The sequence below is a fragment of the Clostridium sp. D46t1_190503_E9 genome, assembly GCF_015555225.1.
Lineage (GTDB): Bacteria > Bacillota > Clostridia > Clostridiales > Clostridiaceae > Clostridium.
In genome coordinates this window covers 26,168-53,100 of sequence record NZ_JADNKB010000018.1, presented here as the reverse complement: position 1 = coordinate 53,100, position 26,933 = coordinate 26,168, and the positions used below count along the sequence as shown (strand labels likewise).

The 26,933-nt window shown below is 28.5% G+C and carries 23 protein-coding genes; 1 reads left to right on the top strand and 22 read right to left on the bottom strand.

Annotated features, from left to right (window positions below):
* Positions 1 to 16 precede the first annotated feature (16 nt).
* From I2E83_RS16840 to I2E83_RS16750, 19 genes are all read right to left on the bottom strand, one after another.
* Positions 17 to 1,537: an ABC transporter ATP-binding protein gene (locus I2E83_RS16840; RefSeq protein WP_195431194.1), complete on the bottom strand. Its 1,521-nt coding sequence runs from the start codon at positions 1,535 to 1,537 to the stop codon at positions 17 to 19.
* A gap of 74 nt (positions 1,538 to 1,611) precedes the next feature.
* On the bottom strand, positions 1,612 to 2,718 hold the full coding sequence (locus tag I2E83_RS16835) for a BMP family ABC transporter substrate-binding protein (protein WP_195431188.1): 1,107 nt from the start codon (positions 2,716 to 2,718) through the stop codon (positions 1,612 to 1,614).
* Between the two features lie 104 nt (positions 2,719 to 2,822).
* Positions 2,823 to 3,845 carry a LacI family DNA-binding transcriptional regulator gene (locus tag I2E83_RS16830; RefSeq protein ID WP_195431185.1) on the bottom strand — a complete coding sequence of 341 codons (1,023 nt, stop codon included), beginning with the start codon at positions 3,843 to 3,845 and terminating at the stop codon, positions 2,823 to 2,825.
* Positions 3,846 to 4,122: 277 nt separating this feature from the next.
* Entirely contained in the window at positions 4,123 to 4,788 is a 666-nt protein-coding gene (gene deoC, locus I2E83_RS16825; RefSeq protein WP_195431182.1) for a deoxyribose-phosphate aldolase, read from the bottom strand.
* A 22-nt stretch (positions 4,789 to 4,810) separates the two neighbouring features.
* Complete coding sequence (locus I2E83_RS16820; protein WP_195431179.1) at positions 4,811 to 6,115, bottom strand: pyrimidine-nucleoside phosphorylase; 1,305 nt, start codon at positions 6,113 to 6,115, stop codon at positions 4,811 to 4,813.
* Between the two features lie 14 nt (positions 6,116 to 6,129).
* Positions 6,130 to 7,209, bottom strand: a complete 1,080-nt coding sequence (locus tag I2E83_RS16815; RefSeq protein ID WP_195265877.1) for a BMP family ABC transporter substrate-binding protein — start codon at positions 7,207 to 7,209, stop codon at positions 6,130 to 6,132.
* Between the two features lie 204 nt (positions 7,210 to 7,413).
* Positions 7,414 to 8,163, bottom strand: coding sequence for a response regulator (locus I2E83_RS16810; protein WP_195265868.1), 750 nt, complete (start codon positions 8,161 to 8,163; stop codon positions 7,414 to 7,416).
* Between the two features lie 12 nt (positions 8,164 to 8,175).
* Positions 8,176 to 9,927 (bottom strand): histidine kinase, encoded by a 1,752-nt coding sequence (locus I2E83_RS16805; RefSeq protein ID WP_195265866.1) that lies wholly within the window; start codon positions 9,925 to 9,927, stop codon positions 8,176 to 8,178.
* 279 nt (positions 9,928 to 10,206) lie between these two features.
* Positions 10,207 to 11,808 carry a CTP synthase gene (locus I2E83_RS16800; protein WP_195431176.1) on the bottom strand — a complete coding sequence of 534 codons (1,602 nt, stop codon included), beginning with the start codon at positions 11,806 to 11,808 and terminating at the stop codon, positions 10,207 to 10,209.
* Positions 11,809 to 11,977: 169 nt separating this feature from the next.
* On the bottom strand, positions 11,978 to 12,280 hold the full coding sequence (locus I2E83_RS16795) for a hypothetical protein (RefSeq protein ID WP_195265860.1): 303 nt from the start codon (positions 12,278 to 12,280) through the stop codon (positions 11,978 to 11,980).
* Positions 12,281 to 12,409: 129 nt separating this feature from the next.
* Positions 12,410 to 12,826, bottom strand: a complete 417-nt coding sequence (locus I2E83_RS16790; protein ID WP_195265858.1) for a DUF1934 domain-containing protein — start codon at positions 12,824 to 12,826, stop codon at positions 12,410 to 12,412.
* 239 nt (positions 12,827 to 13,065) lie between these two features.
* Positions 13,066 to 13,728: a stage II sporulation protein R gene (gene spoIIR / locus I2E83_RS16785; RefSeq protein WP_195265856.1), complete on the bottom strand. Its 663-nt coding sequence runs from the start codon at positions 13,726 to 13,728 to the stop codon at positions 13,066 to 13,068.
* A 59-nt stretch (positions 13,729 to 13,787) separates the two neighbouring features.
* The gene (gene ispE, locus I2E83_RS16780) at positions 13,788 to 14,630 is read right to left on the bottom strand and encodes a 4-(cytidine 5'-diphospho)-2-C-methyl-D-erythritol kinase (protein ID WP_195265854.1); all 843 of its coding nucleotides are present in this window, start codon (positions 14,628 to 14,630) and stop codon (positions 13,788 to 13,790) included.
* A 137-nt stretch (positions 14,631 to 14,767) separates the two neighbouring features.
* Positions 14,768 to 17,380 (bottom strand): cyanophycin synthetase, encoded by a 2,613-nt coding sequence (cphA, locus tag I2E83_RS16775; RefSeq protein WP_195265851.1) that lies wholly within the window; start codon positions 17,378 to 17,380, stop codon positions 14,768 to 14,770.
* Complete coding sequence (locus tag I2E83_RS16770) at positions 17,361 to 18,197, bottom strand: cyanophycinase (protein WP_195265895.1); 837 nt, start codon at positions 18,195 to 18,197, stop codon at positions 17,361 to 17,363. The genes cphA and I2E83_RS16770 overlap by 20 nt, the downstream gene beginning before the upstream one ends.
* 158 nt (positions 18,198 to 18,355) lie before the next feature.
* On the bottom strand, positions 18,356 to 19,939 hold the full coding sequence (locus tag I2E83_RS16765) for an SPOCS domain-containing protein (protein ID WP_195265849.1): 1,584 nt from the start codon (positions 19,937 to 19,939) through the stop codon (positions 18,356 to 18,358).
* A gap of 375 nt (positions 19,940 to 20,314) precedes the next feature.
* Positions 20,315 to 20,551: a Veg family protein gene (locus I2E83_RS16760; RefSeq protein WP_008676552.1), complete on the bottom strand. Its 237-nt coding sequence runs from the start codon at positions 20,549 to 20,551 to the stop codon at positions 20,315 to 20,317.
* A gap of 252 nt (positions 20,552 to 20,803) precedes the next feature.
* Entirely contained in the window at positions 20,804 to 21,694 is an 891-nt protein-coding gene (gene yabG / locus I2E83_RS16755) for a sporulation peptidase YabG (RefSeq protein WP_195265847.1), read from the bottom strand.
* Positions 21,695 to 21,779: 85 nt separating this feature from the next.
* Complete coding sequence (locus I2E83_RS16750) at positions 21,780 to 22,781, bottom strand: CotS family spore coat protein (RefSeq protein ID WP_195265845.1); 1,002 nt, start codon at positions 22,779 to 22,781, stop codon at positions 21,780 to 21,782.
* A gap of 105 nt (positions 22,782 to 22,886) precedes the next feature.
* Here I2E83_RS16750 and I2E83_RS16745 point away from each other — a divergent pair, with 105 nt between their 5' ends.
* Positions 22,887 to 24,005 (top strand): glycosyltransferase family 1 protein, encoded by a 1,119-nt coding sequence (locus I2E83_RS16745; RefSeq protein WP_195265842.1) that lies wholly within the window; start codon positions 22,887 to 22,889, stop codon positions 24,003 to 24,005.
* 54 nt (positions 24,006 to 24,059) lie between these two features.
* On the opposite strand, the gene I2E83_RS16740 is transcribed toward I2E83_RS16745, so the two are convergent.
* From I2E83_RS16740 to I2E83_RS16730, 3 genes are read right to left on the bottom strand one after another with little or no spacing between them, the layout of a single operon-like run.
* Positions 24,060 to 25,106, bottom strand: coding sequence for a CotS family spore coat protein (locus I2E83_RS16740; RefSeq protein WP_195265832.1), 1,047 nt, complete (start codon positions 25,104 to 25,106; stop codon positions 24,060 to 24,062).
* Between the two features lie 16 nt (positions 25,107 to 25,122).
* Complete coding sequence (locus I2E83_RS16735) at positions 25,123 to 25,875, bottom strand: hypothetical protein (protein WP_195265830.1); 753 nt, start codon at positions 25,873 to 25,875, stop codon at positions 25,123 to 25,125.
* Positions 25,876 to 25,888: 13 nt separating this feature from the next.
* Complete coding sequence (locus tag I2E83_RS16730) at positions 25,889 to 26,881, bottom strand: CotS family spore coat protein (RefSeq protein ID WP_195265828.1); 993 nt, start codon at positions 26,879 to 26,881, stop codon at positions 25,889 to 25,891.
* Positions 26,882 to 26,933: the final 52 nt, after the last annotated feature.

Here is a 26,933-nt window from a genome sequence, read left to right as displayed (position 1 = left end):
CCTTGATTTTTTTCCATTAGCTTTCACCTCTCTTTATTCCTGCCATCATTAGTCCAACTTCATTTTCATCTGTTTCTAAGGCATTTACTATTCCTATAAGTTCGCCATTATTAACAATAGCAATTCTATCTGAAACATTTAGTATCTCATCTAATTCTAGAGATACTAAAAGTACAGCTTTCCCATTATCTCTTTGTTCAACAAGTCTTTTGTGTATGTATTCTATAGATCCTACATCTAATCCTCTAGTTGGTTGAACAGCTATTAATAAATCAGGATTTGACTGAACTTCACGTCCAATAATCCCCTTTTGTTGATTACCACCTGATAAAGATCTAGCTATTGATTTTCCACCTTCGCCAGCTCTAACATCAAATGTTTCAATAATATTATTTGCATATTCAGTTATCTTACTTCTATTTATAAGTCCATTTTTAGAAAACGGTTCATTTTTATAAACTTTAAGAACCATATTATCTTCCATAGTATAATCAAGAATAAGTCCTCTTTTATGTCTATCTTCTGGGATGTGCGCTATCCCCTCATCAATTCTATTTCTTATTGAAGTTTTAGTAATATCTTTTCCATTAAAGAATATACTTCCACTTTCTATACCTCTCATGCCAGTTATAGCTTCTACTAATTCTGTTTGTCCATTTCCTTCAACCCCAGCTATACCAACTATTTCACCTTTTCTTACATTTAAAGAAAAGTCTTTTAACCCTAAAACCTTCTTATTATTTTTAACTGATAAATTCTCAAGCCTTAATACTTCATCTCCTGGCTTTGCTTCTACTTTATCAACTTTAAATGAAACTTGCCTTCCAACCATCATCTTAGCCATATCAGCTTCAGTAGTTGTTTTAACATCAACTGTTCCTATACACTTTCCTCTTCTTATAACTGTGCATCTATCTGCAGCTGCCTTAATTTCTTTTAGCTTATGTGTAATTAAAATTATTGATTTTCCTTCTTTTATAAGATTTTGCATTATTTTAATTAAATCATCAATTTCTTGAGGAGTTAAAACGGCTGTTGGTTCGTCAAATATAAGAACCTCAGCATTTCTGTATAACATTTTTAAAATCTCAACACGTTGTTGCATCCCAACAGATATATCTTCAATTTTTGAGTATGGATCAACATTTAAGCCGTAAGTTTTTGATAGTTCATCAATCCTTTTAGCAGCACTTTTTATATCTACTGTTAAAAAGTTTTTTGGTTCACAACCTAAAATTATATTTTCTGTTACAGTAAAATTTTCAACTAATTTAAAATGTTGATGAACCATTCCTATTCCTAAATCATTTGCCACATTTGGACTAGAAATTTTAACTTCTTTCCCTTTTACTTTTATTGCTCCAGCTTCTGGTTGATACATCCCAAAAAGCATTCCCATCAATGTAGATTTTCCTGCACCATTTTCACCTAAAAGAGCATGAATTTCTCCCTTTTTTAGTTGTAATGTTACATTATCATTTGCTACAATCCCTGGAAACTCTTTTCGAATGTTAAGCATTTCTACTACATACTCCATATAATTCACCGCTTTCCTCTTTTTATATTTATAAGGAAGCTTAAAGGATAAGCCTTTAAGCTTCCTTATATAAATTACTTAATTAAATCGCCTTTTTCACCAGCTACTTTAATTTTACCTTCTTTTATTTGATTGAATATTTCATCAGCTTTACCTGTAGTTTCTTTACTTAAATTTGGATTTTCTTTTGGAAGTCCAATTCCATCATTTTTTGCATCAAAAGTTAAAGTTTGTCCACCAGGGAACTTGCCTTCTAATTCAGCTTTAACCATTTCATATGAAGCTGAATCTACTTTTTTCATAGCAGAAGTTAAAATGATTGATTTATTATCCTTGTATACACCATCAGCATATTGGTCAACGTCAACACCAACTATCCATGCTTCTTTACCAGCTGTTGCTCTTGTTTTAGCTTCATTTATAGCTCCAACACCAACTCCACCAGCTGCTGTAAATATTGCTTTAACTCCATTATCGAACATAGTTGCTGCTAATTGTTGTCCTGCTGCTACGTTATCAAATGAACCTTGATAAACAACGTTTTCTGCTTTGATATTCATTTTTGTATTCAAGTTCTCATTTGCATATTTAACACCTTGTTGGAATCCCCAGTTAAATTTTTGAACTGATGGTATTTCCATTCCGCCTATGAATCCTAATTCACCTTCTTTTAACTCAAGAGAAGCAGCTACCCCTGCTAAGAAACCAGCTTCATGTTCAGCAAAGAATATAGCAACTGCATTTTCTCCAACCTTTGCTACATTATCATTTCCTTGTTTTCCATTGTTAGGAGACCCATCAATGATTACAAATTTAGCATCTGGATACTTATCTTGAGCTTGGAATATAGCTGTTTCAAATTTGAATCCAGGAGTAACTATAAACTTATAATCTGTATCAAATAGGTTTCCTATTTCCTTCATATACTCTGCTTCTGTAGTTCCAGATGGTTTTAAGTAATTATCTTCAATTTTAAAATCTGCTTTTGCTTTTTCTATACCTTCCCAAGTACCTTGATTAAATGATTTGTCATCAATAGTACCTGCATCAGTAACCATACCTACTTTTAAATCTTTCTTTGTTTGGCCTTCGCCTTTTCCTTCATTCCCATTACTACCACAACCTACAAGTCCAGTAACCATAAGGGCAGCAAGTGTTAGTGCTATTAGCTTTTTTTTCATAATAATCCCTCCATAAAATAATATATAGCAATCTTTGATATACAAAGAAGTGCGTCATTAAATAATATTAACTATTGATACCGCTTACAAATTTGCTTAAATTTTTATTGATTAAACCTATCTTCTGAGCCATTTGAAATTAATTTAGGTGGTATCTTTATTCTTTTAATTTTATTTTTTTCATTAGACTCAAATATTTCTAAAAGCAACTTTATAGATGATTGTCCTAATTCCGTCGGAGAGTCTTCTATATAAGTTAAGTTAATACCTAATATATCTATAAGATCAATTTTATTAAATCCAACTAATGCTATATCATTAGGAATCCTCTTGCCTCTCTCAAATAAAGCTTTAATGACACCTAAAGTCATCCTATTACTACATGAAATTATTGCAGTAGGTGGATTCGGCATATCTAAAAATTCTTTAGTTAATTCATAGGACTTGTCTAAATTAAATTTTCCATCTTTTATATAATTGTCCATAATTGAAATATTATTTTCGATTAATGCCTTTTTATATCCATTAAGCCTATTTGCTGCTGAGCTTGAGCTTATTATCCCCGTTATTATTCCTATCTTATTATGGCCCTTATGTATTAATAAATTTGTAGCATCATATCCGCCTTTTATATCATCAACAAATACTCCATTTAAGTCCATATAATTCAGGTCTGCAGAAACCAATACAATGGGTATATTTATGCTATTTATCATATCAGTAAATATATCTTGAAACTCAGTATCTCCAAATCCAGGAGTCATTATAACTCCTTTTAATCTGTGTTTCTTAACTTCATCTAGCGCTTTAATCTCACTTTTCACATCATTATTTGTGTTAAACAATATTATGTTTAAGCCTACATCTTCTGCGACTTTACTTATACCTTTTATTATCTCACCAAAATATGAATTTGTTATATCTGGAACTATTATTCCTATAGTGTTTGTCTCTCTTTTAGAAAGACTTCTTGCTATTGCACTGGGAACATAATTCATTTCTTCAATAACTTTTAGCACCTTCTCTTTTGTCTCTTCTTTTACATAAGATGAATTATTTAATACCCTAGAAATCGTTGCAGAAGATACGCCTGCTCTTTTTGCTATATCATCTATAGTTACTGCCATTTCATTTCTCCTTATGCATCTCTGATCAAACTTAATAAATTTCTCCTATATGCATATTATATATCTAATATATTGATTTGTACTAGTCCTAAATTCTAATAAATATAAATTTTGATATTTATTTCTAAAATAAGAAGTATAATAATGGATTTTTTTGCCTTTTAATTAAATTTTCTATAATATCAGATGATATTGTCGATTAACTATTTAAATATAATTAAAATTTAACTATCGCTGGTAAAATATTGTTAAGCGCTATTATTTAGTTAAAGAATATTTAATATCCCTTAACTTCTTCATTATTCATTATTTTGATTATGGAGCTTGTACCGAGTCTTGAAGCTCCTTTTTCTATGAATTCTTCCGCTTTTTCAATACTCTTAACTCCACCTGAGGCCTTAATTTTTATATCTTTTCCAACATACTTTTTAAATAATTCTATATCTTCAATAGTTGCTCCACCTGTACTAAAACCAGTAGACGTTTTTATAAATTCTGCTCCAGATTTTGCAACACACTCACATAATGTAATCTTTTCTTCTTCAGTTAAGAGACAAGTTTCTATTATTACTTTTAATATTTTATCTCCACACGCTTCTTTTATTTGTTTTATTTCGTTAGTTATATAGTTGTAGTTTTTTTCCTTTACCATTCCTATATTTATTACCATATCAATTTCATCAGCGCCCTTTTGTATAGCATCCCTTGTTTCAAAAACTTTTACCTCTGTTGTATTATATCCATTAGGGAATCCTATTACAGTACATATCTTTAATGATTCTCCAACATAATTTTTTGCTCTTTTCACGAAAGAAGGTGGAATACATACTGATGCAACTCCATATTTCATACCATCATCACATATGACTTTTATTTCGTCCCATGTAGATGTTTGTAAAAGTAATGTATGATCAACTGTTTTTAATATATCTTTTATGTCCATTTCTATCTCCTAACTCATTTATTTACTCAATTATTTTGTGTATTATATCTGATTTAGCTGGCTTTTCATCAGACATTGTATAAGCTGATAAAAGCATCTCTTCAGCTTTTTCAACTCTAGTCATGTCACTTGTATATATAGTAGCTAATATATCGCCCTTATTTACATAGCTTCCCATCTTTTTGGCTAATATTATTCCAGCACCATAATCTATTACATCATCCTTAGTTTCTCTTCCTGCTCCTGCTAACAATGAAGATATTCCTACTTTTTCTGCATTTAATTCATATACATATCCTTCTTCTTGAGCCTTTACTTCATGTGCTATCTCTGCAATAGTAAATAGATTCTTATCTTCTATTACTCTTGTATCTCCACCTTGGTTAGCTACAAGCTCTTTTAATTTTTCAAGAGCTTTTCCATTCTTAAGAACTTCCTCTAAAATAGCTCTTCCCTTATTTACATCAGCCTCTATATTAGATAATTTAAGCATTTGAGCACCAAGTCTTAAACATAACTCTCTTAAATCTGCTGGACCTCTATCACTTAAAACTTCTATTACTTCTTGAATTTCCAACGCATTTCCTATTGCATATCCTAAAGGTTCTCCATTTAAGGTTATAGCTGCTGATGTATTTCTATTTAATCCCTTTCCTATAGAAACCATAGCTTCTGCAAGTTTTTCAGCATCTTCTTTAGTTTTCATAAATGCTCCATCACCATATTTAACATCTAATAATATCGCATCTGAACCTGATGCAATTTTTTTGCTCATTATACTAGCAGCTATCAAAGGAATACTATCTATAGTAGCCGTAACATCTCTAAGCGCATATATTTTCTTATCAGCAGGTACTATGTTCTGTGTTTGTCCAGCTATTACAAGTCCTGATTTATTAACAAAATCTATAAAGTTGTCTTTTGATACATTTATATCAAAGCCTGGAATTGCTTCAAGCTTATCAAGCGTTCCTCCTGTATGTCCTAATCCTCTCCCTGATAATTTAGCAACCTTTCCTCCAGCTGCTGCAACCATAGGTACCAATATTAAAGACGTTTTATCTCCTACACCACCTGTACTATGCTTATCAACCTTTATTCCATTTATTTCGCTTAAATCAACAACGTCTCCTGATTTAATCATTGCCATTGTTAAATTTACTGTTTCTTCTTTACTAAATCCATTTAAATAAATTGCCATTAATAGTGCTGATGTTTGATAATCTGTAACTTCACCTTTCGTATAACCTTCTATAAAAAATTCTATTTCCTCTTTACTCAACTCTTTTTTATCTCTCTTCTTAGCAATAATATCAAAAGCTCTCATATTAAAACCTCCATTTACTCCTCGTATTTATTTAATTTAACCCAAGTTTCAAGTTCATCTTTATTCTTAGGTATATTTAACTCATCATTCACTATTTTTGATTTTATCTTATTAACAGTTTTCATAACCATTGGATCTAATTCTACTTCTGACCCTTCCCTAGTAATATCTATAATACCTTCTTTTAATCCTGATAAATGTACCCCATCATTCCAAGTGTTATCATTAATATATTTAATTTCATTAAAAATAATTTGATTCATATATCTTATAGATGTAGAAACTATAACACTCGGATCAAAATAATTTTGATTTTCATCTACTCCAAAAGCATATCCGCCACTTTCTTTAGCTGCTGAAAAGACACCAAGTCCTGATGCTCCTGCTAAGTGTTGTATATATTTAACCCCTTTGCTATACATCAATAACGAAGTTTCCTTAGCCTTAAGAGGATTTTTAAAATCGTTTACTATAGCTGTCATAACTTCCCCCTCTGGATTAATATATTTAAATCCAGCTTCAAATCCTATTGATCCCTCTCTTAAATATGGCACGTCCATTCCTAATATTATTCCTGCTTTACTCATATATCCCGTCTTCTCATACTCTTCTTTACTTAATATTCCGGAAATAACTCCATTCAAAAATGCCTGTTCTTCCCATCTTGTATAGATAGAACTTATATTTTTTGCTTCAAGCTTTGAATCTATTAAAGTAAACTTTTGATTAGGGTATTTTTTTGAAACCGCTTTCACATCACTTTCTTGTTCAGGACCAATAGCAATTATTAATTGATATTCTTCTGTTTCTGCAAATTCCATTATGCTTTTTTCATACTCTTCAGGATGTATTGGTTCTGCATAATCAAATTCTATACCTAACTCCTTCTGCGCTTTTAGTAAACCATCATATATTAAATCATTAAATGACTTATCTCCTAATCCGCTTCCAGTAAAGATAACTGCTATTTTTAAGTTTTTTTCTTCCTTTGCCTTTAAGCTATTATTCATATTAACACCTAAGGATGCTACAAAAACTATTGTTATAATTAATATTAATGTTCCCATCAATATTTTATTTAACTTTTTAATCATTTAATCTCCTTTATAGTGGATAATAACCTATAATATCTTTTATTCAATCTAATTATACATTAATAAACTCTTACTTTATATAAAGAATATTGATATTAAATATAATTATTTGGATATAATTTTATTATCAATTCATTATTACTTATCTTATATTTGTAAAATATTGATTTTCTATAATTTATTTGACATTTTGTTATAACATTATCAATACCTATCTTCTTCTGGTGAAATTCCTGTATACTTTTTATAATTTTTTGAGAAATATCCCGCATTAGAATAACCTACTTCTAAGGCAACTTGAGATATTTTCATATCTGTATTTTTTATTAACTCTTTAGCTTTGTTTATTCTATAAATAGTTAAATACGTACTAAAATTTTCTCCTACTTCTTCTTTAAAAAGCCTTGAAAAATATTCATGCGATAAATATATGTGCTTAGATACATCCATAAGAGAAATATGTTTTTTATAGTTATCTTCTATATACTTTAGAGCCTTTTCTATCGATCTCGAATATACTTTAGACTTAATAATATTCTGCTTATCTAATTTTTCTTCAGTTGTAATTCTCACCTTAGATTTTATTATTTCATTTATCTTGTGGAGTATTTCACTAAGTTCCTTAGGCCTAATATCTGATTTTATTAAATACTCGTAAACTCCACAACTTATAGCTTCTTTAGCATATGAAAACTCTGCAAAATTTGTTAGTATTATTATATACACTTCTGGTGCCACTTCTTTTATTCTTTTAGAAAGCTCTATCCCATCCATAACTGGCATCTTTATATCTGTTATAATGACATCTGGTGTACTCTTTAAGACAATATCATAAGCTTCCTTTCCATTGCTTACACTTCCAACTATATTGAAATCCTCTGAAATATTTTTTATAGTGTATCCAATCCAATCTCTTATTGGTCCCTCATCCTCTACAACTAATATATTTAACATAGTCCATCCTCCTTATTTAGGTAATTTAAATATAATCCTTGTCCCATTCCCTTCTTGACTTTTTATCTCGATCCCATAATCCTTTCCATAATTCAATTGTATTCTTTCATGAACGTTAATCAATCCCACTCTATTTATAGATTCTTTATTCTTAAAAACATTATTTATTTGAATGCTACTCATTCCTTTACCATTGTCACTTATTTCTATAATTATATATTTATCGTTTACATAACCCTTTATTTTTATCTCACCCTTATTATCTTCGTTCTCCATACTATAAAAAATAGCATTTTCAACAATTGGCTGCAATATTAATGCCGGAACCATTATGCTTTTTATATTTTCATCTATACTTATATCTACTTTAAATCCACCAGGATACCTAATTTGTTGAAGTTCTACATAAGTTTTAACTACTTCTATCTCATCTTCTAATGAAATAAGTTCACTAGCCCTAGGCAATATATTTCTTAATAACTTCGAAAATTTATATAACATTTCTTCTGCATCATCATTTTTATTCATAGAAACTAAAAATCTGACTCCACTCAAAGTATTATACAGAAAATGAGGATTAATTTGGGCTTGCAAGAAGCTTAACTCTGCTATACGCTTTTGTTTTTCCTTTTCCTTTATTTCCTCTATAGAATCATCCAACCATTTAACCATATTGTTAAATGATTCTTCTAACATGCCAATTTCATCATCTCTATCAACCTCAACTTTAACTTTTAAATTTCCTCTCATTACTTTTTCTATTGTATTTTTTATATTTATAACTGGTTTAGTAACCCAAATAGAAATTTTATAAATAACTATAAATGAGACAATGGTTACTAAAATTAAAGTTAACAAAAACTTTTGTGTTATTTGCTTTATCGGTTGTCTAACTATATGTAGTGGTATTTCTTCAATTATTGACCATCCATACCTATCTAATGTAGATACCATCTTCATAAACTCTACATTATCTCTTTCAAATATTGAGTACCATTCCTCTGTTTCTATGTAATTTCCATAATCTAATTTTTTATAATAATTTTCTCCTATTAGCCTTTTATCTTTGCTTGATATTATATTTCCTTTTATATCTATAATATATATATTTCTACCATCCTTAATAATCTTATTATACCTATCATAAAGCATTTTCTCACTTACATCCATGATAAGAACTCCTAATGTTTCATCTGAAATCAAGTCCTTTATTACTCTGCCCATTCTAAATATACACTTATAAGGCCCTATCCCATCTTCATCTTCAAATGTACTGATAAGAACCGTACTCCCATCAGCTTCAATTATTTTATTATACCAAAGCTCATTTTTTATCGAATCCATCGTATATTTATTTTTAGAATACGTGCTAAAATTTAAACCGTTTTCAGAAATTACATAAAGCTCAGGCTTCATATTATACTTTCCGTATTTCCATACTTGTTCGTTTAATAAGCCTTCTACATATTTACTAGAATCCATAACATCATCTGTATTTTCTATTACTTCCTCTGCTTTAACAGATAGAGCACTTACTAATTTATTATCCTCAACGATGTTATTTCCAATCTCCTCAATATTTGATACTAATATAGAAATATTATCTGAAACTTCTTCTAAAATTTCACTATTCATTTTCCCCATTTCAACTTGAACTATCTTATTTGTATCCTTTATTGACCACGTTCCTATAACTACAGAAACTGCTATTATAAATAAATTTAAAAGTAAACATAACTTTAAAGTTATACTCTTTGTTTTCATAAGCTTAAACCTCTTGTAATATATTTGCATCTTTTATACAAGTTATTTTACTAAATTTATCTCATATATGTCCATCTTTATTCTACTAAAAGTATTTAGATATATAAGTTATTATGAGGATTATTAATTAAAGCATGTATTTTGGAATAAATAAATTATTATTGAATTAATCATATAATTTATATTATTTAATTTATCAGCTTTCTCACTGAATAATAGCATATTTATATTTTATATTAATAATAAAAGCTGAGAGTGTAGCCTCTCAGCTTTTATTAATTACTTTTTATTTAATGCAGCATTAATCAATCCACTAAATAATGGATGTGGTCTATTTGGTCTTGATTTTAATTCCGGATGGAATTGTACTGAAACATACCATAGATGATTTTTAACTTCAACAATTTCTACTAGTCTTCCATCAGGGCTAGTTCCAGTAATAGCCATACCCGCTTCTTCTACAGCTTTTCTGAATTCATTATTAAATTCATACCTATGTCTATGTCTTTCATATATTAATTCATCATTATAAACTTCATAAGCTCTACTGTCCTTATCTAACTTACATGGATATAATCCTAATCTCATAGTTCCACCTAAATCTTCTATATCTTTTTGATCAGGCATTATATCAATTACAGGATATTTAGTCTCAGGATCAATTTCAGCACTATTTGCTCCTTCGTATCCTAATACATTTCTTGCAAATTCAATTACTGAACATTGCATTCCTAAACATATTCCAAGAAACGGCACATTATTTTCTCTTGCAAACTTTATCGATTCTATCTTTCCTTCAATCCCTCTGTCTCCAAAACCTCCTGGAACTAAAATACCATTACAGTCTCCTAAAATTTCACTACTATTATCTTTATTAACATCTTCAGCATTAACCCATTTAATTTCTACATTACAATCATTAGCTAAACCACCATGATTTAAAGCCTCAACTATTGAAATATATGCATCATGTAATTCTACGTATTTCCCCACTAAAGCTATCTTTACATTTTCCTTTAGATTCTTTACCTTTTGAACCATTTGAATCCATTCAGTATTATCTATATCTCTGCAACCTAATTCTAATTTTTCACAAACTAATCTATCTAAACCTTCTTTATGTAACATAAGTGGAACTTCATATAAGTGCTCTGCATCTAAGTTTTGTATAACACATTTAGCTTCTAAATTACAGAACAATCCTATCTTAGCTTTTATATCGTCTGATAATTCCTTCTGAGATCTGCAAACAATAATATCTGGCTGTATCCCTATACTCCTTAACTCCTTAACTGAATGTTGAGTTGGTTTTGTTTTTAATTCTCCAGCTTTTCCTAGGTAAGGAACTAACGTTACATGTATAAAACATACATTTTCTCTACCAACCTCATATTTAATTTGTCTTATCGCCTCAAGAAATGGTTGAGACTCTATATCTCCAACTGTTCCACCAATTTCTGTAATTACTACATCTACTTCTTTTTCTTTAGCTACTCTATAAACTCTATCTTTTATAGCATTTGTAATATGTGGTATTACTTGAACTGTACCACCTAAGTATTCTCCTCTTCTTTCTTTGGATATTACAGACCAATATATTCTACCTGTTGTAACATTATTATTTTGGCTTAAATTTTCATCTATAAACCTTTCATAATGCCCTAAGTCTAGGTCTGTTTCTGCTCCATCATCAGTTACAAATACTTCCCCATGCTGATATGGACTCATTGTACCTGGATCTACATTCAAATATGGATCGAATTTTTGTATAGAAACTTTAAGCCCTCTATTTTTTAATAATCTCCCTAATGATGCTGCTGTTATTCCTTTTCCTAAAGAAGATACTACTCCTCCCGTTACAAACACGTACTTAGTTTTCATACTTTTCCTCCAAAAAAATAAAATTTTTTAATTTATTTTCTTGACACTAAATCCCCTACTTGATATAATCATAATTACCTCACTATTTATGATGGGTTTATAATGCCTAAATTCAATAAATAGTATGATATCATAGAAGAATAAAAAATTCTAGTACTTTTTTATTTATTTATATTATTTTATTTAATCCCTCTTCAATTTTAAAATACATTTCTCTGAACTCTTTATTTATTAATAATTTTTCTTGAGCTTTATTGATGTTATAATTAATACTTTTGTCACTAATAATATCAAGCATTTCTTTTACTTTTTCTTTATCAAGACACTTGTAATTTTTTAATAATAAAAGAAATATATATTTATTTTCTTTCTTTTTTAATTTCTTATTGATTTCTCTTGCGTCGATTCCTAAGTGTGCACATAAAACATTTATAACTATAGTTGTTTTGTCTAAGTTATTTGCACAATTCACAATATCACCTCTATTCTCTATATTATTTCCATTATTTACTCTACATATTCATTTCTATCTAAAAAAAATAAAAACCTTAGTAAAAAAGTTTTAAATATACACTTAGTTACTAAGATTAATTATACAATATTAATTTGTCTTAACATTTACTGCTAATTTAGTTGTTATCGGAGGTTGACCTGCAAGTTCCATTGAATATTTAGCCACTATGTCTCCACCATTCTCATCTATATCTACTTCTAAATATTCAGTATGTATTTGTAAATCTAAAACTCCATATGGAGTATTATATAATGATATAGACGTTTCTCCCTTCTTAAAATCCATTTTCGCACTTGTACTACCTTCTCTCTCAAGCACTAATGCATCATTAAGCATAGTTAACGTAGTTGTCGTTCCATTCATTCCTGATATTTCTGTTTCTTCATATACAGCTTTAAATCCATCTTCTGTTACAAAAAATTCCCCTGGAGTAACAACTTCTATAACATCTTCTTTGTCTAAATCATTAAAACTCCTTAATGATATAACTGCTTTCTTTTTCATCTAATCCCCTCCACTTAATTTTATTTACTTTCAATACTTTTATAACTATTTATCTTTTATAATAAAAACTAAAATCAACTTGTCCAAAACGTATATCAAGATTTCAAACTTAATAAAATATTTTTATTAAGCAATGTATTTCATCTACTATTTTATTTTTTGCACTATAGTTTATTTATAAAATATAGTTTAGATTTATTATAATAAATTATCAATATTTATATTTTAACTTTTATAGATTATTTATCCTTATCTTTAAATAAAACCTCAAATATTTTAGATTTAAATTTAATATTAGCTTTTTTATTCTTATTTTCATTTTCAGACCTTATATTATTTTCATCTTTAGCTTTTTCTTCAGAAAGCTTTTCTTCAATTTCTTTAGAGTCAACTGCATCTTTTGTTCCATCTACAAAACATAAAGGAGGAAACATTACACACCACCAATTTTGCCCCTTTGCTTCTCCTATTAAAATCCTATAAGCCTCATATTCTCCTTGAGGGAAAATCAAATCACCATAAACCTTATCAGGGAAATTTTCTCTTGAAAGCATACTTGTTACATCGTATGAATATCCATTTTCAATAACAGTATTTTTTGCAATTAATTCTATTTCTGATTTGTTACTAACTATAAATTCTCTTGCTTCACTTAGATCTTTACAATCCTTTAATTTATCTGAAACATACTCTATAACTTTATCTCTTACTTTTAATTTTAAATTTTGATCCTCTTCACTATCACTATTAGCTATAACATGAAATCTTATTATCTCATTTACAATATCATCATAAATCAATTCATGATTTTCTTCAACACCTTGTCCAATTACAACACCAGAACATCCTGTCATACTAAATATAATAAATATTAAACAAATAATAAAAACTCTTTTCTTCATAATTCAAAACCCCCTTATAGCTAAATTATTGCCACATTTCGGAGGTTTATACTTACAAATTAAATTGTTCTTGTTATAAATACATCAGAATACTTTTCCTTCATTTTTTCAAAACACCTTTGAGCCTTAAGCATATCATCAAAGAACGCAAAAACAGTAGGGCCACTACCACTCATCATAGTTCCCATAGCCCCATTATGCCTCATCTCCTCTTTAATACTTATAAGAATTTTATGCTTTCTCAAAGTAACATTTTCAAGTAGATTCTTCATATTATCGCAAACTATTTTCAGATTATCATTATTAATGGCATCTATTATTAAATTTGTATTAGGATGGTTTCTAGCCTTTTCCATATTAAATTCTTGATATACACTATTCGTAGATACCCCAAAAGGCGGCTTGACTAAGACTATTATCTTATCTTTAAACCCCTTTAATTCTGTAACTTCTTCACCTATTCCTTTACACAAAGCAGTTCCACCCTTTATACAATAAGGAACGTCTGCACCTAATTTCAATCCAAGAACCATTAGTTCCTCATCAGATACATTAATGTTAAAAAGAAAATTCATTATCTTCAAAACAGCAGCTGCATCAGTACTTCCACCTGCCAATCCTGCACATACTGGTATATTCTTTTTTATATTTATATTTACTCCACTATCTATATTATATTTTTCAATAAATAATTGTGCAGCCTTATAAGCTAAGTTTCTCTCATCTGTTGGAACATATGGTTTATTACATTTTATAGTTATTTCTTTTTTTTGCTTTTCTATAACTATTTCATCATACAAATCTATAGATTGCATAATCATTTCTAACAAATGATACCCATCTTCTCTCTTTCCTACTATATCTAAAGATATATTTACCTTAGCATAAGCTTTCATTCTCATACTTTTGTTTCCTTTCAACTATAATATAAATATTTTAAAATAAACTTCAGAGATAACTCTGAAGTTTATTTTAATTATATATTTTTTTAGTAATATAGTAAACTAGGAATACTTAAACTCTAACTCTAATTTGAAGCTTAGATATTAGATATATTTCTTTCTTCTCTGTAACTAGAAAATTTATTTATAATATTTACTAATGGTTTCATATCTTCAAAAAATACTATTACCGTATCCCCACTATTAGCCATATTAAGTGCTTTTTCAAATGCATCTTCTTCCCTTAATATAACCTCATATTTCTTTCTATCACTACTGCTTCGCATACCATCAACTATTAATTGGGCGATTTCCCCTTGCTTTCTTCCTCTCAAATCTTTATCTTCTTTTACTATACTATAATCTAAATATTTAGATGCTATTCTTCCTATTTCTTTAGCTGTCTCATTGCTTCTATCTCCTGGAATGCCTATTACTCCGTACAACATCCCATTATTGATTTCTTTCACAGCAGATAGAACTGAATTATATCCATCCACATTATGCCCATAGTCCAATATGACATTTATACCATTTACATCATAACAATTAAATCTACCTGAATTTTTATGTGAGTTTAATAGGTAAGTTGTAATTCCATTTTTTATCATACAGTAGTCTATTCCCATTCCCACTAAAGCTCCACATATTGCCAAAGTATTTTCAATGTTAAAGGATAATTTTCCATCTAAAGTTATTGGTACTTCTTTTATGCCACATATCACATATTTCTTTCCATTGTTAGAAACTACAATATCATCATTTTCTAAATAAACAGATATATTACTTATTTTGCTTTGTTTTAATAGTGGATTATTTGAATCCTTACTAAAGAATATTATATTAGCTTTTATTCTATCTAATATAGATTTACTCCAATAATCATCTGCATTTAATACAACATATCCATCCTCTTTAACTACTTCTCCAACTAATGATTTTACATAGCATAGTTCTTCCATGCTATTTATTCCATCAATGCCTAGGTGATCTTCTCTAATATTAGTAATTACTGCTACATCAGCTAAATCATAAGCTAAGCCTTTTTTAATTATCCCACCTCTTGCAGTTTCTAAAACAGCTACATCAACATCACGATTTAGTAAAACAGATTTGGCACTTTCAAACCCTGTATCATCACCACTATCAATACATTCATCATTTATATATATTCCGCTAGTACTTGTCATTCCCACACAGTACCCCATTTTGCTTAAAGTATGGCTTATTACCCTTGTTGTTGTTGTTTTTCCATTGGTACCTGTAATTGATACAACAGGTATATTGTGTGGCTTATCATTATATAGCATATTAACTATTTCTTTACCTATATCTCTCGAAATACCCTTACTTGGATTTAAATGCATTCTAAGCCCTGGGGCAGCATTTACCTCCATTATTATTCCGCTGTTATATATAGGTTTGGATATATCTTCTGCACATATATCTATTCCACATATATCTAAATTTAAAGTTTTAGCAGCTCTTATACATAGATTTATATTTTCTTCACATATTTCATCTGTATAATCTATAGCTTCTCCACCAGTTGATAAATTAGCATTTTTCCTTAAAAATATAGTTTCTCCAGAAGTTAAAATATCATCTAATTCTTTTCCTTGTTCATTTATACATTTAATTACTTCTTCATCAATCTTTATTTTTGTTAAATACTTTTCATGATCTTCCCCTCTTTCAGGGTTTTGATTCAATTTATCTATAAGTTCAATTACCGTATTGATTCCATTTCCTTCTACATAAGGAGGCATTCTGCGTGATGCAGCTACAACTTTATAATTAACTACACAAACTCTAAAATCATTTCCTTTATAATATTTTTCTATCATTAAATTTTTAAATTTATCTTTAAGTGTTTTATATACATTTAATAATTCTTTTTCATTTTTAATATTAAGAACTACACCCTTTCCCTGATTACCATATTGAGGTTTTAACACTACAGGATATCCTATTTCTTCTGCAGCCCTTAATAAATCTATTATATTTTTAACTCTTAAACCTTTCGCAACAGGAATCCCCTGGTTACTTAACAATTCTTTTGTTAACAGTTTATCACAAGAAATATCAACAGATACACAATTTGTATTAGCTCCTATAGAAGCTTCAATTATTCTTCCTTGTTTCCCATATCCTATTTGATGAAAATTTCCGCTCCCAAGACTGATAACTGGTAATCCTATTTTTTGAGCATAATCACATATCGATTTTGTACTAGGTCCCATTGATTCATCTCTCAAAATACATTTTAATAGCTCTATTCTTTCATCATAATTTATAGGTATTTTATTTATTAACGCATTTATTATATCAACTGCTAACTTTATACTTTCTATACCTACCTCTTCATATATATATTGACAAATTATATAGTAATGATCGCCTTCTACCTCTCTTGCTTTACCATAGTGTACATCAATTCCTATTTTATTTTGTATCGCTATAGCCATATGCTCACATATATGAGCTAAGTATGTTCCTTCTATTAACCTTTTTACAAATCCTCTTTCTTCATCAATTCCACATCTATGTGTATTTAATTCTGGAATCATATTAATAATATTATCATTGAAATCTTCTATGTCTTTACTCGGTATTTCAGAATACCCTTCTAAATCAACATCTACTTTCATACATTTTTTATAGGAATAGATGTTTTTTCCCTTAAAGACCTTAGTCTCTATTATCTTCATCTTTATTATTTTCCTCCTCAAAAGGTAACTTCGTTAGTAGATTAAATCTATCTCCTTCTTTTAACACATGTAAATTTACGTTAAACATACTTAATACTTCATCATAAAATTGTTCGGATACATTGCTATGTGTTATATTTCTAGCATCCAAAAAATATACAGCGCCAGTTCCAATAACTTGTGCTATTCCACTATCTCTCACTACTATAGCTGTATCCTCATCTATACCAATCCCTAGAACCTCTGGATTTTGCGCTATACCTGTTAGTAATCTTCCAATTCTACCTCTTTGCGCAAAATGTTGATCTATCATTATTCCCTTTACGAACCCAAGCCCAGGAGCCATTTTTAAAGTACATTTTCTTGGAGATTCATCATCATCTCCTTTAACCACCATAGTATCACTCATAACAGAAGCTCCTGCAGATGTGCCTACTATTATACAACCTCTGGAACTTGCCTCTTTTAATGAATCATAAATAGGTGTTCCCCCTACTAAACTTGTTATACGTAATTGATCTCCACCCGTAAAGAATATAAGTTGTGCTTCTTTTACAAGATTTATATTTTCTTCATTTAAAGAATCGGCTCTCTCTTTTATATTTAAACCTTTTATGTTGATAACGCCTAACTGCTTAAATACTTTTGTGTATTTTTCCAATGCCTCTGTTGGATATTCTGTTGCTATTGTAGCAATTAAAATATTGTCTTTTTCTTTATCTATGGAGTTACATACTTTTTTCAATATTTCTTTATCGCCTTCTTTATCTTCTGCTCCTCCGATTATTATTAAATCGCCTTTAATTTTTTCTGCCATTTTCTCACCTCTTATCTTATGCATTCCTTATTTTATCCACCCTAGCAAAATATTATTCACTATAAGATGCAATTACCAATTCCACTAAAAAAATAATGATTATAGAATAAATAGAAATCTATTCTATAATCATTATTAAATACTTTAATTATTAAGAATTAAAATATAGCTCTTCCCGGTATTATTAATTTATCGCCTTGTTTTATGTTTTCATTTCCATCTAATTCATTTAATTTATTTAATTCATCCATAGTTGTATTATATTTCTTTGCTAAGTCCCATAAAGTATCACCTTCACCAACAACATATATAGTTATTGATGATTTTTTTTCTTTAATTTCAGCTGGTCCTTCAACAACATCTATTACACATTCTTTATTTACTTTATGACAAACCTTTATAGTAAGTCCAACATTAGCTCTTATAGAAATCGAGTTTCCTTCTATGCTAGCATCCAAAGTTTCTAGAGATATCTTTATTAATGCATTCATTCCTTTTTTACTACCTTTTATATCTGCAGCAGTAATAAATGGAACTTCTCCTGTTACCATACCATAATTTAATTCTTCACCTACAAGTCTATAAATAACAGATACTTTAACTACCCCTTCAACTTTAACTTTGTCATCTTCAACCATTTTGTCTGTAACAATAGGATGACCAGTTACACATATTATCTGTTCTAATCTATCTTCTTCATTTTTTAACTCTATATTATCTTTAGCCATAGCCTCTGTGTTTGTTATTGAATGTATAGCTCCGAACTCTTTATCATCTTTTTCAAGATCAATATTCATAGTTGGACAGTATGCATCCTTTAACATTTCAATCTTATCTTTTGAATAAACTTTAACTCTTCCTTTAACCAAGAACTCTATGTCTACTACTCTATTTTCTCCTAAGTCATCTAAATTAATTGCACATTGTTGATCTTTAATATTTAAGTTTAATGAACTAATCATATCACTTGATATACCAGGCATTTCTTCTTCTTTTGATAGATAAACATCATCTTGTAAAGTTATAAGTTCTTTATTTTCTTTACCTTTATATAATACCTCAATTCTACAATAGCAACCAACATATACCTTGTCTTCTACAATCTTAATTTCTTTTTTATGAACATTCATAGCACATTTTAAAACTTCTTCAATTTCAGGTTTATCCATAGTTACTTTAAGCATAGATTTACCTATTAAATCAACTTCTTTTTCTCCCTTTACACCGTTAATAACTTCATCCTTTTTCTTAATTTGTATATCTTCTTTACCTTCAATATCCTTTACGTATTCAAATTCACCATTTTTATATACTTCCCATCTTAGGGTCAATATACCATCAATACCTACCTTTCTTTCATTCATCCAATCAGCTTCAATATGTTCTATCTCGCACTCAACGTCGCATAATATATTATGTTCATCACTATTAAGATCAAGATAGTTGGCAAATTTATCAGTAAAAACAACTGAATGTATTTTATTTGATGGTGAATCTGTTATAGTTTCATCCTTTGGTAAATAAAATACTATATAATTTAATTGCCCTTCTACCATAATCTTGTCTCCAAGAATTTCCTTATTAGTTATGGTAGCTTTTGCATCTACTCCCAATACTTCTTTCATATCAGGATATTGTGAATCTCTTATTAGATATTCTCCCTTTAGTACATGATTAGTTAAATTTTCTCTAAGTAATTGTTCATAGTGAACGACTTCTTTTATTACATCTATTTGTGACATATAATCCCTCCCATACAATACCTAGTATTATATATATTTATGACTATATATATTTATTCATGCTTAACTAAAATATTGCTAAAATAAAAAAATCAAATTTCAACATTTTAATTACTCTTATTTACATTATAGGATTGTTTATCTAAATATATGTCGAATTATAATAATTGCCTAAGATTTTTTTCTGTTTTTTTAAATAATATGTTGACATATAATAAAATATGTCGTATTATAAAAGAGGTTATTGACCATATAACCTCTCATAAATTCTCAATACCCTTTTATACCATAGTTGAAAGATGGAAACCCACCATCTTTCTTTTTTTTATAAAAATAAAAAAAATATAGAGCTTCCATTAAAAGAAGCTCTATTCTCTATAAAGCAAAATATAATTGTACTGTCTTAGTTAATACATCTGAATAGCTGTATGTTACTGTTCTTTGAATATCATTTTCTAGTCTTACTACAAAAATGCTTGGGTGAGCACTTTCTATTACTCCGTTGTTTACTAGGATTTTTTTTCTCCCACCGTTTGCCTTCAGAGTTACTTTATCTCCTATATGGTCTTCTATATCCCTCTTTATAGCGGCGATAGTCTTTACTTTTTCCACATAAACACCTTCTTTCTAAATAATATTATACACCCAAACCCACTTTTTGTCAAGCAAAATTTATATTTTATCACCTTTGATGCAAGTTGTCAATGTAAACTTTTACCTTTTTAGTGATCTTTTATACATTTATTAGTATATCTATCTTTTGTTTTTTTATACATTTTATTTGTATAATTAATAAATAAGTCATATTTTAGTCTAAAAATAAAAACCCACTGCGTTTTCAGTAGATTTTTAATAAATAAATATTTATATATATGGTGATCTTGGGTATCCTTCTCTATATTTACCTCTTGTTTGTAAACCCCCAATTCCTTTTGTTCCTGTAATTGTATTATCTATAACATCTGTTATCGATACAACCTTATCAATTCTTGTATATGCTATTTTTTCACATACAAATACAGGATCTAGGCAATGGATTAATACCCTATTAGGCGAACTTGCAAAATTAGCCCCTGCATCTAACATACATTCATAACAGCTTTGACATGCTCCTGCAAAAATTACTAATTCATCATAGCTAGAATTATAATTTCTTAAAGCTTTTACTGCCTCTATATAATATCTTGAATTTCTATAATTATCTAGATTCAAATAATCGTCTGTTACTCTTAGAACACTATCATGTCCAGTTAAAACAACTATATCTGGTTTAATTTCTTTAACTAAGTCAACAATTAACTCTGGTTGTTTCCTTTCAGGAATTGCTCTACCTACAGCCTCTAAAGACAACTGCTTATAAACCTTAAGGCACATTTCAAGATACTCACTATCACCATCTATGTGAAGTATTTTTCCCGGCCTACCAAATATCAACTCTTTATTTTGCTGTGCTTTAGAGGACTTACTCCCCCTTGTTAAGTTATTAATCATATTAATAGCTTCTGTATCACCTCTCATTGATACAGCCTTCTTTATAGCTTCATCTACCCTGGTATTTAATATCTTTTCTTTTGCTCCTACATATTGTCCATCCACTTCTTCTAAATCTTCTTTTTTGGAATCAGCTATAATTCTTATACTAATACCTTTTAATACATAAACAGGATTACCATCTTCATCTTCTTTAATATCTATTATTTTGAATGTAATATCCTTATCATATGATTTCCTAACTACTAAATCACCTATCTCCATTTTTCCCTCTTAGTTTATTACTTTATATTATCCTATGTCGAATTTTATTTATTTGTACATAAAAAAAGTGCACATGGCACTTTTTTTAATCTAACTTGTACTCTTTTTTAAATTCTTCTAAAAACTTAAGCATAGCTTCTTGTTCATTTATTATAGATTCAATTTTGTTTCCAAAAGTATTTTGCCCCCAGTTAACTTCATTATAATAATATCTATTAGCTAGTCTCCAATATCTTTGTGGAAATTGTAAATACGCATATAATACCTTGTATTCACTATCTAAAAGTGGTGAAACTTCATTATATGATTCTATAATTGCATTTGCAAAATTTATATCCCAATCAACTCTTTTTAGAACTTTTATCATAAAATTAGAAATATCAAAAGTCCTTATTTCTCTTTTACAGTAATCAAAATCAATTACATTACAATTATTGTTTTCATCTAAAATTATATTATGATATGTGAAGTCATGATGGCAAAAACTTTTATCATTTTCTGCTATTTCACATAACTTCATATATTCTGATTCCTCTAATGTTTTTAAAGCTTTTTTACCTATCTCTTTATAGAATTCCATTGATTTTAAATATAGTAAATCAAAATTATTTTTATTATTTTTCTTTCTTACCATATCTCTCATTTTATCAAAGGACTTTATTCTTTTATTCATAAGGTGAGTCCATCTACCCAAGTCACTCTTTAGCTTAGAATTTTCTGGAGGATCATATCCTTTTGATGCCTCATGCAAGCTAGCAAGAGTTTTTGCTGCTAATTTCACCTCGTCTATGTTATGAAAATCGCATTCTCTACCCTCTATCCATTCAGATAGTGTATAAAGATCTTCATTAACTAGGGCATATGGTTCCCCATCTATGTTTAAAAAATATCTATCAACACCCTTAAAACCATTATTTATTAAATGTTCCTTAGCGCCGTAAACAAATAATAGCTTTTGAGGACCATAATTAATCTTCTTTAAACATCTTTCACCCTTATTAGTCTTTAAATAATATACTCCTTTATTTGCTTTTAAAACCTCAATTTTCACGTCAAATTGTCTTTCTATTTCAAATTCTCTCATCATAACGCTCACCCCCTTTATATTTATATGACTATATGTATTCTTTTATTAACATTTTATTCCTATATTTAATATAATAAATTAAAAACAATGTGAAAGGATTAAATCATGAAGATAGGCATAGATGGCAGAGCTGCAAAATGGTATAGAGGGACTGGAATTGGCACATATACTTATCAACTTATAAATAGTATAAATAAGGTTGATAAACTTAATGACTACTTAGTTTTTCTACCTGAAAATTCAGCTCTAGATTTAAGTGACAATTTCAAAGTTGAATCAGTAAAGGCCACTTCGAATTCTAATTTTTGGGATGAAGTTAGAGTTCCTAACATTTTAAATGATACTAATATAGATATCTACCACGTCCCTCAAAATGGTGTTGGTCTTTCTCAAAACATAAATTGTCATAAAACTATTACTTTGCATGATATAATCCCATTGAGAATGCCAGAAACAGTTAGTGATCGTTATTTATATATATTTAATAATGAACTTCCTAAAATCATAAATGATTGTGATGGTATATTAACCGTTTCTGAATTTTCAAAGCAAGATATATCAAAAGAATTTAATTTTCCTGAGGATAAAATTTTTGTTACACATCTTGCTGCTGAGGATATATATAGACCTTTGAATAAGTGTCAATGCAAAAAAATTATTGAAGAAGAATATGATATAAAAGATGATTTTATTCTTTATGTAGGTGGTTTTAGTCCTAGAAAAAATATAGTGGGCTTAATAGAAGCATTTTCTCTTCTTTCTAGAACTAGAAAAAAAAATCTTAAGCTAGTTATAACAGGTAAAAAAGGAATTTCATATGACATATATAAAAAGAGAACTGTAGATCTTAATATAGAAGATGATGTTATTTTTACCGATTTTATCCCTCTTGAAAAATTACCCATTTTTTATAATGCATCTGAATTATTAGCCTATCCTTCATTCTATGAGGGATTTGGTTTACCTCCATTAGAAGCAATGGCTTGTGGCACCCCAGTTATAGCATCTAACGTGACTTCTCTTCCAGAAATCTGTTATGACTCAGCTTTGCTAATTAATCCTTACGATATAGATGCTCTAAAATCTGGGATAGAAAAAGTTTTATACGATACTGATCTTAAGACAAGGATGATTAATCAAGGACTAATAAACAGTTCCAAGTATTCATGGAATATAACTGCCAAATCAACACTTAAGGCTTATGAAAGAATCACTAACTCTTAATATATCCAAATTAAAAGGACATCAAACCACAAAAATATGATGTCCTTTTATTTATTAATAAAAATATTCACTCATTTCAGTTATAAAATTTTCAATAAAATCTTGTCTATGATTTTCATTACCAATTTTATCTTTTAATCTATTAAAGAAAACTTCATAATCCCATTTCTTTTGTTTATAGTAATAATCTCTTGATATTGTTATAAAATCTTTTGGGAAACTAATAATTGCATATATAAGTTTAATTTCTTGTTTACTTAATTTTTCTATGGAATTATACGAATCTAAAATTAATTTGAACTTATTTAAATCATAGCAACTATTTTTTATTACTTTTATTGAGTAATTTGCTATATCTACTGCTCTAGTATCTATCTTACAGTAATCAAAATCTATTATTTTAACATTATCTCCATCAATAATAAAATTATGGTGTGCTAAATCATTATGACATAGAACCCTTTTATTAAAATCCTCTAGCATTGAATTATATTCACACATAGCCAGAAGTTCTATAGATTTTTGTATTTGATTAATATTACTATCAACATGTTCTAAGAATACTTTATCAAATTCATTTTTATACCTAAACCTTAAAACATACTCCTTAATATTAATTAAATCTTCTTTTGCCTTACTAAATTGGTACGGTAAATATTCTCCTAAATTCCCTTTAACTATTTCTGTACTTAATTTATTAAATATTCCTTTTGATGCATTATGCATATTAGCTATACTTTTAGCACACATTTCAACTTCAACAGGGTTAGTAAATGTTGCTTCTCTTCCTTCTATCATGTTTAATAAAACATAATTATTAGAAGCAAATTTATAAGTTATTTCCCCCTCTTTACTTTCATAATAACTAAGTACACTATCATATTCCTTTGATATATAATTTAAAGCTTCACTGATAAATCTTATTCTTTCTTCGCTTGAGTCAGTAAGCTTTAAAATCTTCTTGCCTTCATTTGTTAATAAAACAAATACTTTTCTCAGAGGTATTATATCCTCAATTTCTAGATTTAATTTTTCAAAAAACTCCTCATTCAAATCATATTGGCATAATATATCTCTATCTACATATCTAAATTTATTCATACTCGAAAATCCCCCATTAAATTATTAAGCATTTACTATCCATATTTTTAGCTTTATATAACAACTCTAAGATTCCATCTTCATTTGTATCTATCTTTTTCAGGATATACCTCTCTAACACTTTAAATTCTTCGTTTGGATATGAACATAAAGCCCTTAAATATTGCTTACTATCGCTTTCCAAATTAGCAATTTCAATATAATAATCTATCACTTCCTCTATGCTAAACTCCATATCCTTCCTTTTAATTTTCTTTATATATGAATATATATCATGTTCCTTAAGATTGTATGTTAAATATTTTATTGTCCCTATAAATATTTTATTATTATCTTCTACAACTAAATTATTTTCATCAACCCTACTTAAGCAAACTTCATAATTTTTCATACTCCTATATATTAATTTTCTGTAATTGTTAGAGTATACATGGCTTAATGCTTTTCTTCCCCTATTTAATAACATTTCTCCATTTCTTATTAAATAGAAATCAATTGAATTTAAGTTACTTTTATTCTCAATTGATTTTATATACTTACCTATTAAAATTATTTGAGAGTTATAATTATCAATTTCTCTGCCTATTGCTGCTCCAATCCTAGGTAATAAATTTTCCTTATATTCACCCATTCTATTATGGAATAAAACTATATTCTCAATTTGATTAAATATATTTTTTATCTTTTGTTCTTTTGTTCTATTTATCTTTCCATTTAATATATAAATATCTCTTTCTTCTAAATATGATTTTAGCTCTAACTTTTGCATCTCATCACCTCTATCAAATAAAGTTATCTACAAACTTTTCTCTTTCATTTCTATCTTTTAAATATTTATTTATCTTATTTAATAAAAACTCTTCTCCCCAAGGCTGCTGTTCCCAATAATATTGTAATCCTATTTGCCAAAACCCTTGTGGAAATCTAATGAACCCTTTTATAATTTTTAACTCTTCTTCATATAAAGAGTGTGTTTTTGAATAACTATTTAATACAAGCTGAGCTTTATCATTACTCCAATTACCATCTTTCATACACCTAATTAACAATGATGCTAAATCATGTATATGAGTGTCTAATAAACAATAATCAAAGTCTATAATATTTAATTCACCATTCGTATCTATTAATACGTTATGATTTGCATAGTCATGATGACAAAAGCCACGCTTAAATACCTCTTTTTCCATAATTTCTGTATATCTATTCATCTTTAATTCTTCTATAGCTCTCTTACCTCTTTCTAATTCTTCATCTATAGCTCTTAAATATACTTCATCAAATTCAGATTTATATGCCTTTTGATAAATTCTTTTCTTAAAATCTAATATTTCATCACATCTAGTTTCAAATACCTTTATCCAAGAAAACCAACCTATCCTCGGTCTCATAATATTACTTGTTGTAAATCCCTCACTACATTTATGTAGCTCCCCTAGCTTCTGTGCTGCTAGCTTCAATTCCTCCGAATTCCTATAATCACATTTTTTACAATCGATCCATCTATTTAGATATGCATAACTACTTCCAAGCTTTACATAACCCAAATTTTCATTGGTATTTATTATTTCCGGTATATTATTAAATCCACGTTTTTTTAAATGATTTATTGCTGAAAAAATAAAATAAAAATGAGGAAATTGATATTTAATTACTTTAATACCATACTCCTCATCATCTGTTTTAATTCTATAGCTATTTTTAACTTTTTCTATACTTATTATTTTTAATGGATAATTAGATTCAATTTCTTTTTTTATATATGAAATATCCATAAAATTCTCCTTAATAATTACTCAATGCCATTATATGAAAGTCTATATTTTA